At 57.4% G+C, this 12,229-nt stretch carries 9 protein-coding genes; all 9 read right to left on the bottom strand.

The window, feature by feature from the left end; translation table 11 throughout:
- Positions 1 to 61: 61 nt before the first annotated feature.
- The 9 genes from FHS19_RS23255 to FHS19_RS23215 all read right to left on the bottom strand — a co-directional run bounded on the left by FHS19_RS23255 (position 62) and on the right by FHS19_RS23215 (position 12,169).
- Complete coding sequence (locus FHS19_RS23255) at positions 62 to 778, bottom strand: hypothetical protein (protein ID WP_183584192.1); 717 nt, start codon at positions 776 to 778, stop codon at positions 62 to 64.
- Positions 779 to 839: 61 nt separating this feature from the next.
- Positions 840 to 2,987, bottom strand: a complete 2,148-nt coding sequence (locus FHS19_RS23250) for a hydantoinase/oxoprolinase family protein (RefSeq protein ID WP_183584191.1) — start codon at positions 2,985 to 2,987, stop codon at positions 840 to 842.
- Positions 2,988 to 3,077: 90 nt separating this feature from the next.
- Positions 3,078 to 4,391 carry a citrate transporter gene (locus FHS19_RS23245; RefSeq protein ID WP_246426776.1) on the bottom strand — a complete coding sequence of 438 codons (1,314 nt, stop codon included), beginning with the start codon at positions 4,389 to 4,391 and terminating at the stop codon, positions 3,078 to 3,080.
- Between the two features lie 45 nt (positions 4,392 to 4,436).
- Entirely contained in the window at positions 4,437 to 5,795 is a 1,359-nt protein-coding gene (locus tag FHS19_RS23240; RefSeq protein ID WP_246426775.1) for an FAD-dependent oxidoreductase, read from the bottom strand.
- A gap of 304 nt (positions 5,796 to 6,099) precedes the next feature.
- Positions 6,100 to 6,723: a flavin reductase family protein gene (locus tag FHS19_RS23235; RefSeq protein WP_183584190.1), complete on the bottom strand. Its 624-nt coding sequence runs from the start codon at positions 6,721 to 6,723 to the stop codon at positions 6,100 to 6,102.
- 369 nt (positions 6,724 to 7,092) lie between these two features.
- Positions 7,093 to 8,925, bottom strand: a complete 1,833-nt coding sequence (locus FHS19_RS23230; RefSeq protein WP_183584189.1) for a glycoside hydrolase family 127 protein — start codon at positions 8,923 to 8,925, stop codon at positions 7,093 to 7,095.
- 37 nt (positions 8,926 to 8,962) lie between these two features.
- Positions 8,963 to 9,793, bottom strand: a complete 831-nt coding sequence (locus tag FHS19_RS23225) for a carbohydrate ABC transporter permease (RefSeq protein ID WP_183584188.1) — start codon at positions 9,791 to 9,793, stop codon at positions 8,963 to 8,965.
- Entirely contained in the window at positions 9,790 to 10,719 is a 930-nt protein-coding gene (locus tag FHS19_RS23220) for a carbohydrate ABC transporter permease (protein ID WP_183584565.1), read from the bottom strand. Before FHS19_RS23220 ends, FHS19_RS23225 begins: the two co-directional genes overlap by 4 nt.
- Before the next feature lie 34 nt (positions 10,720 to 10,753).
- Entirely contained in the window at positions 10,754 to 12,169 is a 1,416-nt protein-coding gene (locus FHS19_RS23215) for an ABC transporter substrate-binding protein (RefSeq protein WP_183584187.1), read from the bottom strand.
- Positions 12,170 to 12,229: the final 60 nt, after the last annotated feature.

Genomic DNA, 12,229 nt, shown 5'->3' with positions numbered 1-12,229 from the left:
CGGTAACCCCCGCTAGCAAACCCCATTATATCATACAAGGGAAGGTATTTAGAAAACGATGTCACAACGCCGCCGCACGGCCGCTCTTCCACACCTCGACTTCCCGGCTAAAGGCCTCTTCGCTTAATGAGCCGGTTTGAAGCAGGAAGGCGTAGTCCAGCACGTTCGGCAGGAAGGGCAAGCCCATCATCTCCTTACAAAAGGCGTGGGCCGCGATTTCGCTGCACTGGACGATGCTCGAACGCTTCACCAGCCGCCTGCCCAGCCGGAACACCTCGACCGGCTCCAGCATGTCGTTCGTAAACTGTCCGGCCCGATACTCCACATAGTGAAAAAATTCATGCGCCAGGTGGATATCGACCAGCCGCTCCAGCTCATCGTCCTGTGAGGATGAAGAACGCTGCGCCTGTTCTCCAAGGCTCATGACCGCCCGGTACGCATCAGCCATGCCGCGGAGGGATGCGGCGTATACGACCACCTCCGGCGGCGTTTTGGTGAAATCGATCTGCGCCCGCAGAGAGAGGTGATGGAACGTACCGGAGCGATCGGTGATTTCGTAGTGGAGCCCTTCGCGGCGGTACAGCTCCCGGATGGACATGCCCCGGCAGGCCTGGGCCGCTTCCCTGCCCCTTTGGAGCGACCTGTCCACATAATAGGCCAGGCGGTCCTGGGGAATTTTACGGTACAGCGGGTCCTTGGTGAGCTCCGCATGGGCGAGCACCTCATCGGTCAGTCCAAGATATTGAACATTCCAACCGTATTCCTGGAACTCCGGCATGCCTTTCATCCCCCTCTTCATGGTCCTATCCTTTATCTAACTTCTGATCTCTAGAACTGTTCTACTGGTACGCAATGACGATCATTTCGTCCTCGGGCTTCAGCATCTCCGTTTCAAGCGTGAGAATCGACAGCAGCTGCTCCTTCGTCTGCATGCCGGTCAAATCCAGCATTTTCTCCTTATAAAAAGCAAACACCTTCGGGATCGTCGCGTTGGCGTCGGAGTAGATCGTATTATCGTCCAGAAATTCGTTAAGCCGGTCATCGGCCTGCGCTTTCGTCACTTTCGTAAATTGGACGCCGCCTTTCTTGAAGCGGACGACCCCTTCGCGGTCCAGCACGGCGACGTAGTTGACCCTCTTCTTCATCAGGCCGAACAGGGATTTCTTCGTCTGCTCCGCTTCGAACAGGCTCCAGCGTCCGCACTGAGCCGCCAGCCGGGTGTTCTCCGTCGATTGGTCGACCGAGCTGGCCGCAACCGCCGTCATTTCTTCCACCGGCATCGCCTGCTGGCCGAGGTCTTTGGAGCGCAGCTCGGTTGAACCGGTCGCGATGGCCCGCAGAATGTTCTTCTGGCTATCGATTTCAATCGTGACCTCCACCGTCTCCTCGCTGGCTCCCGATTGGACGATCCGCTCCACGATGTCGGCCCGGATCCGCTTGATATCCTCCTCCGTCGGATTCACGACGGTCCGCTCCAGCTGCTCCTTGACCATGGCCAGCGCCACCCCGATCGTGGAGACGTAAGGCGCGTTGCTGGCGATCTGGCTCTTGAAGCCTTCCCGCTCACCCATCGCCGGCACCAGCACGGCCCCGCTGCCCCCGCCGCCGACCAGCGTGACGAAGGCCCGGTCCAGCTCATAGTCCTGGATCATTTCATTCACGGTTTTCATCGTTTTGTCGATCGCGATATCCATCACCTTGCGCGCGGTTTCCTCCACGCTCAAACCGACGTGTGCGGCAAGGGCTTCCCAGGCTTTCACCGCCGCTTGCTTGTTTCCGTATGCGTAGTCTCCCTCCGGCACATAGCCGAGGATGTTGGCTGCACCCGCCAGCGTATACGAAAGCTCCCGTCCGTTTCCGCACTCGCAGATGGCGTATTCGGCCGGGTCGCCTTCCCGGGGGCTGACGAATTTCACCTTCGGACTGACGATGTGGTCCGGCGGTGCGAACGCTTCGTACTCCTTGCCGGCGATGTGCGCGCTGCGCGGGCCGACGTCGGTAATTTTGCCGCCGGACACCTTGATCATGCTGCCGCCGGCGATACCGAGCGTGCGGACGTCCAGCGATTGCAGGTACGTGCGGTGGCCGCCGACCTGGGCGTTCTGGATCATGACCTTGCCGTTTTTGATGACGGAAATGTCCACGCTCGTTCCGCCGACCTCAAAGAAAATGCCGTCCGAAATTTTCTCGTACATCAAAGCGCCCGCCACCCCGGCTGCGAGGCCCGACAGCATCGTCAGGATCGGGCGCTTCCGCACCTCGTCGATGCTCATCACGCCGCCGTCGCAGCGCATGATCATCAGTTGGGACTGGATATTGGCGTTTTTGACGGACTTCTCGGTCATGTTGGCCGTTTCCATCATTTTCGGAATGAGGGATGCATTCACGACCGCCGTCCGCGTCCGCGTCTTCAGCCCGTACAGTTGGGAAATCTCGTGGCCGCCGGTGGCATAGATGCCCTTGCGGTTCGCCAGATCGATGACCCGCAGCTCATTGGTCGGATCGTCGACGCTGTACGCCTCAGAGGCGACGATGACTTCGGCCCCCTGCTGCACCAGGGCGTCGATAGCCGCTTCAATGTCCGTGTCGGTGAGATTTTTGGAGTCGAGGAACGTATGATACGTCTTCAAATACTTGCCTGGCGCCAGCTCAATATCCCCCGGATTGGACTCCGACCTTGCGCTCATGCCGTCGAGTCCCGTGCCCATACCGATGATGCCGACTCTGGCCACATCCCCTTCAAGCAGGGCGTTGGTCGCCTGGGTTGTCCCATGGGCGATAAACGTGACGTCCTCCGGGAGAATACCCTGGCTCTCCAGAATCCGGTTCAAAATCTGCACGATCCCCTTCGCCACACCGTCCTCATCATGGTGCGTCGTCGGGATTTTCATTTTGCCGATGACTTCAAACGTTTCGTTGTCGATGACGGCCGCGTCCGTAAACGTTCCGCCGACGTCGATGCCTACCCTTACTTTTTTTCTCTCCATGTTATCCTCCTGAAGTCAGGACAGGGGAAGGCCCGCATCAAGCCGCGCAGTCCGTTCCCCGTCCGGAATCATCCGTTAAACTGTCTTTTATCAAAACACCATGAACGCGCCGATGACCATGGAGATCAGGACGGCGACCATCATCCAAGGCAGCGTCTTCTTCAAGATTTCGTTGATGTCGGTCTTTGTAAAATCCGAAACCCACACGTTATGCGAGTTCGTCGGGTCGGATACGGCCTGCACGTTGCTGACGACTCGCAGCGCCAGCATGGCGGCGACCGGCGTCATGCCTGCCGTCACGAACAGGGCGGCGATGCCGCTGCCAAGACCCCATACGTTGAGCGGACCGCGGTAAATCGCCAGCGGCGACAGGATGGTGAAGAAGAGAATGTACATGATCGGATTGCCGGGAAGCACCGCCTCAATGAGCGGAGAGATCAGCGCCGAAACCTGTGGTGCCATAACCGAATTAAGCAGGATGCCGATGCCGATCATCAGCGCCATGGCGCCGGCGACGTCTTGGATTCCCTCGATCAGCGCGCTGGAGAGCACGTGGATCGGGCGCTTCGGCCAGGCCAGCAGAATCGTGACGAGCGCCCCAATGATGACGGCGGGAACGATATCGATTTTAAAAGCGAACACCAGAATGACCGGCACCAGCGGGCTGATCAGCGCATACGTCGGCACCTTCTTGCCGTCACCGCCGGTAGCTGCGGGCATTGCCCATGCTCTGCGGCCTTTGCCGTCCTTGCGGATATAGAACACGATCATAGCCAGGGACAGCACGATCAGCGGCAGCGCGGCCACCAGCGTGTAGTCGGCGATTTGGTCAACCGACAGCCCGAGTACATCAACATACACGGCCCAGTTCGACACGTTGAAAAGCGCACCCACCCCGACAGCGGACAGCACGACGATCGATGCGACGAACTGCGAAATGCCGGCGGTCAGCATGATCGGAATGACGATCGTACCGACCAGGATCACCATGCCCAGCCCGCCTGCGGCGGAGAAAATAATAGACGCGGTCACGAAAAACAGAATCGCGATCAGCATCGGCTTATCCCCGGCCAGCTCGGCGGCCTTGCGGATAATCGATTTGGTAATGCCGACCTTGTTCAGGATTTGCCCGAACCAGGCGCCAAATACGAGGCCGGCAATCGCCCCGGACAGCCGCATCGAGCCGGACGCCAGGATTGTTTTGGCAATGCTTGTCGTATCGGGATTATTCAAGTTCCATGGCACCCCGGCGATGATCGCAAACAGGATCGCCATCAGCGGAAGCGCCAGAATTGCCGGGATTTTACGCGTCATCATCAGCCCGACGAACACCAAAAACACAATCAAAATACCGATCGCCTGCACCCACATTACACCAGTCACTTTGGTTACCCCTCTCGTCATGAGATTCCTTCACGTGGTTACTTCATATGCTTAATGATTCATAGCCTATATTTCCAGATGTGCTCCTTGCGCTTTGAGCTGAGCCTGCACCGCTATGATGTCCACATCCTGCACGTTAACGCCATGTTTGGCCGCGTATGCCGCAGCCACGCCGCCCGCATGGCCGATCGCCCCCGTCGTCGGAGTGGTTCGCATGGCCGCCTGCGCTTCGAACGTCGCCGAGATGCAGCGGCCGATAACGATCAGGTTTTTTACGGAATTCGTGATCATGCAGGAGTACGGAATGCTGTACATGCCGCCCCACTCCAGCTTCTGATGCTTCGTCCCTTCCCCGTCCGGGCTGTGAATGTCGATCGGATATCCGGAATGAGCGATGGTATCGTCAAAAAGCTTCTGCTCCAGCAGGTCCTCGGCGGTCAGGGTATAGACCCCTTTGATCTGGCGGGAGCTGCGCACCCCGATGTTCGGACCGGTGGACTCCACGACCGCGTTTTCGAAGCCAGGAATGTATTTGCGGACAAACAGCTCCAGCTCGCGGCACTGCTTCCGTCCCTCCATCTCCGCCAGGCTGAGGCTGAACGCATCGGTCGGGTCGTGACCCAGAATCCGGGTCGTGTTCAGAATGACCTCGCCCGGATTGTTTGTTTCGAAGAACAGCACGTTCTCGCGCTGGATCGAAATTTCGCCCCGCTCCTTCGCCTTCCGGAACAAGCTGTCAAAGCCGCCGACCGAGAGGCGCGGCGCCTTCTCGATGATGGAGGTGTCGCCGTTGTAGAGCGGAAAATCCTCCGGATGCGCATGGATGTACTCCTTCACCTTCGGAATGTTCACGTTGTACATTTTCATTTTCAGCGTCATCGGCTGCATCGCCCCGTCCGATTCCCGGCCTTTCGTAAATTCCGCTCCGGCGCCCACGGAAAGATCCCCGTCCCCGGTCCCGTCAATGAACACGGATGCTTCGATGTCGGTCAGCCCCGACTTGTTGCACACCTTAATGCTGACGATGCGTCCGTCCTCCGCCTTCACGCCGGCGAGCATCGTATGGTACAGAATCTCCCCGCCGCTCTCGGTGACCATCAGCTCCAGTTCATGCTTCATCGCTTCGGCGTCGAACGGGGTTACTGAATACGTAAAGCCGACCGTGTCAAAAATATGCCCCGGCGACTTCCCCTGCCGCTTCAGCCGCTCGATCAGCTGGTCGGTAAAGCCCCGGATCGCCAGCTTATCCCCGGCGTGAAAGGTCATCATCGGTCCGACGCCGTTCGCCGTCAGCGTACCGCCTAGAAACCCGTGGGACTCCACGATCAGCGTTTTGGCCCCCGAGCTTGCGGCCGCCACCGCAGCCATTGAGCCGGAAATACCGCCGCCCATAACCACCACATCATACTTCAGCTTGTTCTCCAATTCGTCCTCACTCCTCCGGTAAATGATGTATGATTGCTTCTTGATTCATAGACTATCAAAACCTCAGGTTTATGTAAATGCTTTCAAGAAAATATTTTTCTATATATCCGGATTTTTAGTAAATTATTTTCTAACCGTTCTAATGCGAGGTTGCGCGGCATATAACAATGGGTTGGGAGTGGGAAATGATCCACAGCAGCAGTTGACCTGCCCCCGAATTGCCGCCATTCAAAGGCGCAGCCCGAACAAAAAAGCACCGGAATCCCTCCGGTGCTCCCTTCAACAGTCCTGCTTATTTTGCAAATTACTTCTCATAGTTCTTCGCCATAAAGGGCTCCGCCAGTCTCGACGGGTGCAGCTTGCGGCCGAGGCCGAAAAACTCGCAAAAGCTCATGATCAGCGGGTTCCACCGCTCGGGGTTGATGTAGTGTTTCTCCCCCATCAGCAGCTCTTCGTCGATGTGGATCCGCTTAATCTTCATCTCCATCGCCGCGATGGAGCTTGGCTCTTCGAAGGAGTGGACCTGCACCAGCTCCGCTTCCAACTGAACCGGACATTCCCCGGCCCGCGGCGCTTTCACCAGTTTCGACGGGACTTGCGTAAACCCGGAGAGACCGAATTTATCCGGTTCATACCGGTAGCCCATCTCCGCCTTGTAATCAGGGACGGGGCTCGTCCCTGTCGTCAGCGCCAGACGATCCACTTGACTGACCAGATCGGCCGACGGAAGATTCAACACACACTCACGCTCACGCTTGATATTTTGGACCGTCTTTGATTTGCCGCTCATGCCGAGCATGCAGGACTGATTCAGCCACCACGCGGAAGACATCGGGGCTAAATTGGCCGAGCCATCCTCATTCAAAGTGCTGATCAGAACTACAGGCGTGCCAAAGTAGAGAATATTGGGTTCAATCGTTTTAAGCATCCTCTTACTTCCCCCTATCCATTTGTAAAAAATCTATGACCAAGGGATATCCTGTAGGGCTGCAGCCACCTTAGGAAATATCTCGGCTTAAGTATACTGCCGCCGGCGGGAGCTTGGAAGGCTTCCCAAGTATAAGCGCAAGATAACGAAAACCGCAGAAACAGGTCGCGGGTGTTTGGGGACCATCCGGGTACCGCAAAACAAAAAGCACCGGAATCTCTTCCGGCGCTCCTCAACCTTATGCACTTGTGTAGAAGCTGTCGCAAAGCGGATCCTATCCGGCCCCCGGCGCATGTGGTGAACCTTTGGCACAGGTTGCCATAGTAACCGCACTCACGCTCAGCCCCTTGCCACGCGCTCGCTTTAACCCTACACCGAATACAGCCGCCCGTCCTCCTCTTCCTTCAGCCAGATCTGCATAAATCCCGGTTCCCGGTTGTCCCACAAATGGTACGGTACGAAGCGGTACTCCCGCTGCCCGTCGAACCCGGTGAGCGCCACCATGCCGCCCAGCTCGTCCCGCGGCTCCAGGCCAAAGGAAATGCCCGGCCGGACTGCAAACTCATCATAAACGAGTTCAGGGTTATCCGCCTGCTCCAGGCAGTACACCAGCGGCCCGCGCTGAACGGCGACACGGCCCCGGTCGGCCTCGACCTCCGGCCGCGCGTGCACCGGCTGAACTGGCATTTCCATCACGTAGTCAATCGTATCGCCCGGCTTCCAGCGGCGGCTGAGCACGAGGAATCCCTGGTCTATGGTCCAATCCGCAGGAGCTACGGTCTCCCCGTTAATGGACAGTTTCGCCCCGCGGCACCATCCCGGCAGACGCAGCCGCACCGCGAATTCGGCCTCCCTGGCCGGCTCCACCTCGATATGCACATGCCCGTCCCATGGATAGCGGGTTATGGTCTTCATCAAGACCCGGCTGCCGTCCTTCAGTTCCAGATCGGCCGTACCGGCGACGAACTGCAGCATGACGGGGCCTTCCTCGTTCACGGCGTAGTTGTATCCGCCGATCGAAGGCAGAAACCGCACCAAATTCGTCGGGCAGCAGGACGTATCGAACCATTCGGTCCGGTGATGATCCCCCCGGGACGCCAGCGGGTTGACGTAGAAAAAGCGGTCGCCGGACAGCGAAATCCCCGCCAAAGCTCCGTTGTACATGGAGCGCTCTACGACGTCGGCGTACTTCGCCTCGCCAAACAGCAGGCTCATCCGGTGATTCCAGAACACCATCGCGATCGAGGCGCAGGTTTCGCAGTAAGCGCTCTCGTTCGGGAGGTCGTAGTCGTGTGTAAACCCTTCATTATGCCGGGACGGCCCGATGCCTCCGGTAATGTACATGTTCCGCTCGACCGTGTGCGCCCACACTTTGCGCAGGGCGTCTTCGTAGGTCCGGTCCCCGGAGGCCAGCACCACGTCCGCCATGGCGGTGTACAGATACATCGCACGGACAGCGTGCCCGGTGACCTTTTCGATATCGCGGACAGGGACATCGTCCTGGCAGTATGCCGGTCCCCACTCCTCGCGGTCCCATATCGCGCCTTGGCCGTGCCCGTGCCCCCGCTCCTCGAGCAGCCACAGCGCGAGCTTCCAATAACGCTCCTCGCCGGTCGCGCGGTACAGCTTGATCAGCGCCAGCTCGATCTCCTCATGGCCTTCCACCCAATGCCGCTTGCCCGGCCCGAACAGGCTGTCGTAATGGTCCGCCAGCTTGCAGGCCACGTCCAGCAGCGTGCGCTTGCCTGTAGCCGCATGGTACGCAACCGCCGCTTCGATCAGGTGGCCGCCGTTATACATTTCGTGCTTTTCCATATCCGTCCACTTCCGGTCCGGAGCTTCAAGCGTGTAATACGTCGTCAGGTATCCGTCCGGCTCCTGAGCCGCTGCGATCAAGCCGATGATCCGGTCGATCTCCGCCTCCAGCTCGGGGTCGCGGTCCGCCATCAGCAGATATGCCGCGCCTTCAAGCACCTTGTACACATCGGAATCGTTAAAATAAATCCCTTCGAATTCCCCTTCCATAAGACCGGCCGCTTTGGCGAAATTGCTGATCCGCCCGGTCGATTCGCATTTGTCCAGGCAGGTCCGGAGCGTTACCTGCTTGCACACCTCCAGCTTTTGCTTCCACAGTTCATCCTGGATCTTCACCTGAGTAAAAGGCACGCCCTGCCAGCCCTGCTGCGAATGAGCCGTTGTCATCCTGCACCCTCTCCCTTCATGCAATATGCTGCAATGATTAACCTTTCAACCCCGTCAGGGTAATTCCCTCCAGAAAATAACGCTGTCCCAGCAAAAAAATGAGAACGCACGGGAGAATGACCACCGCAGAGGCCGCCATCAGCAGATCCCACTGGGCCGAGTAGCTGCCCTGGAACATCTGCAGGCCTAGCGCCAGCGTGAAGCGGCTGTCGCTCTTCAGGTAAATGAGCGGTCCCATGAAGTCGTTCCAGGTGCCCAGGAAGGTGAACAAGGCGACAACGATCACCGCAGAGCGGCTGAGCGGCAGAATGATGCGCCAATAGATTTGAAAGTAACCCGCCCCGTCGACGACGGCCGCTTCGTCAAAGTCCTTCGGAATCGACATATAGAATTGCCGCAGCAAAAAGATGTTGAAGATTCCGCCTCCGAAAAAGGACGGCACGATGAGCGGATAATACGTATCATAGAACCCGAGCTCCTTCCAGCCGAGAAAGCTCGGGATGAGCGTTACCGCTCCCGGCAGCATCATGCTCGACAGCAGGACGGCGAACACGGCATCCCGCCCTTTCCAGCGGATCCGTGAAAACCCGAACGCCGAAATCGTGCTCGTCAGCACCGTTCCGATCATCACGCTCGCCACGATGACCAGCGTATTGACGAAGTAAGTGCCGAACGGGAGGGACGTAAGCGCCCTTTTATAATTGTCCCAGTGGAAGGGATGCGGAATCCATTCCGGGGGCATCACGAAGATCTGGGATAAATCCATCAGCGAGCTCCGGATCAGCCAAATAAACGGGATGATAAACAGCAGCGAGATCAGTCCGAGCGCCACATAGCCCGCGCCCAGCTTCAGTCTGGATTCCCTCATGACGGCCCGCCTCCTTCGTAGTGAACCCAGGATTTCGACGACCGGAACACGAGGAATGTAAACGCCAGAATGATCACGAACAGCACCCAGGCCAGCGCCGAGGCATAACCCATTTCCGTATCCCGGAACGCGGTCCGCCACAGATAGAACACGAAGAACAGACTCTTGTCGTTCGGTCCCCCCTGGGTCAAAATATACGCCTCGTTAAACACCTGGAAGGAGCTGATGATGGTCATTACCGCGTTGAAAAAGATCGTCGGCGTCACCATCGGAATCGTAATATGACGCAGCTTGTGGTACCAGCCGCCCCCGTCCACATCAACCGCCTCGTAGTACTGCTTGGGAATGCCGGACAAGCCCGCCAGAAAAATGATGACCGTCCCTCCGATGCCCCACAGCGTCGTCAGCACAATGGAGGGGATGACGCTCTTTTCAGAAAAAATCCAGTCGCTCGTCGGCAGGTGAAGCCATTTCAGCATCATGTTGATCAGCCCGAGGTCCGGGTTGAGCAGCCACATCCATATCATCGCCGAGGCCACTGCCGGCACGATGCTCGGCAGATAAATGATCGTCCGGAACAAGGCGCGCGCCTTAATGTTCATGTTCAGCAGCAGCGCGATGATGAAGGAAATGATGATGCAGGCCGGCACCCGCAGCAGGACGAAATAAAACGTCACGCCAAGCGAGCGGTAGAAACTCTCGTCCTGGCCGGAGAAGAGCCGGGCATAGTTGTCGAAGCCGATAAAGGACACCGACTCCTTGAATACGTTGTAATCGGTCAAGCTCAGCACAAAGCTCGCGATCATGGGACCGGCGGTAAACAGGATAAACCCGAGTACCGCCGGAGCCGTAAACAGCAGCCCGTAGAACAGAGCTTTGCGTTCCCGCACGCCCGCCTTGCGGCGTACAGGAACCGGAGCGTTCATCGGAATGTTCGTCTGCATGTGTACTTTAAGCCCCCTATTTTACGTCTCGCCGTCCTTGCACCTGTGCCTGAGCCTTGGCCGCGATGCTGTCCATGGCCTCCTTGGCCGTTGTTTTGCCCAACCATACGTTATCCATGGCAGGATTGACGATATCCATGATTTTGTTGAAATTCTTAACGTAGCCGGTAGGCGTGGCATGACTGTGATTCAGCACAACGTCAATAACCGCATCTTTGTAGCCTGATGGCCGGGAAGGCTGATTTACCGCCCATTTCGACAGCAGGGCATCATCCGTATACCAGTCCTTCAGCGAAGGCATCCATGTGCCGTAAGTTAGCATCTCGATTGACGCGTCCGGGTCAATAAGCGCCTTGAGCAGCTCCCAGGACTCTTGGGGATGCTTGGTCGATTTAAAGATGGAAAACATCGCGCAGACTACCGTGGTCGCCGGCTTTTTCATGACAGGAAGCACCCCGACGTTAAAGTGAACCTTCGATTCCGCAAGCGTGCTGGTGTTCCATTGTCCGTCAATCACCATCGCCACTTTTCTCGTCTGCAGAGCCACATTTGTTGCCGGAATGTTCTTAGCCTGCAGCGGTGACGGTGCAACGTGGTACTTATTGATCAGATCGGCGATATTCTGCAGCGCCTCGACGGCTTCCGGCTGGTTCAAAGCAAATGTTTTGCCGTCCGGGGAGACAAAGTCGCCGCCATTTGAAAAAATAAAGCTGCTGTATGCTCCCCACCAGTTGCCGGGGTTCACCCCATATTGCTTGATGTTTTTCGGATCAAAATTCGGATCGTCCGCATTCCGTCCTTTGTTGTCCAGGGTCAACTTCTTGGCAGTATCCACGAACTGTTCCCAGGTCCACGCTTCCGATACTTTTGAAGGCGGCGGCGTCAACCCAGCCTCCTTGAAGACATCTTCGTTATAAAAAAGCGTAAACGATTCCGGGCCGGGGGCAATACCGATGATATTGCCGGGCTCCGAGGAATAGGTGATATTCGGGACCAGCGTATCGGCCTTTATTTCGGAATCCTTGTCCAGAAATTCCTGAAGATTCAGGAATTTTCCCTGTTCCGCAAGCGGAAAGGCGATCGTCGCCGATTCCATCATCGCCACGTCCGGCTCATCGTTGCCGGCAACCATGGTCGTCAGCTTGGTGTCGTAATCGGTAGGAATCTGCTGCAGTTCCACCTTCACATTGGGGTGTTCTGCTTCGAACCGGGCGATGACCTTTTTGTTTACGGCAATTTCATTAGGCGCTCCCCATAAGGTGAGGCGGAGCTTGATCTGTTCGCCGGCCTCCGCCTGAGTTCCCCCCTTGTCCGAGCTTCCGGCTGCAGGCCCGCCGCTTTCCTCCGACCGGGTGCAGGCGCTCAGCAGCAATCCTGCCGTGAGCAGAAATACAATCGCTGCCGTCAGCGGCTTTCGGTGTTTTTTCATCATGAACTTTAACCCCTCTCCTGCTATACGAATGATTTCATAGCTGCAGCCTATGTTGCTTTT

The organism is Paenibacillus rhizosphaerae, assembly GCF_014192015.1.
Taxonomy (GTDB): Bacteria; Bacillota; Bacilli; order Paenibacillales; family Paenibacillaceae; genus Paenibacillus_AQ; species Paenibacillus_AQ rhizosphaerae.
This window is presented reverse-complemented; position numbering and strand designations above follow the sequence as displayed.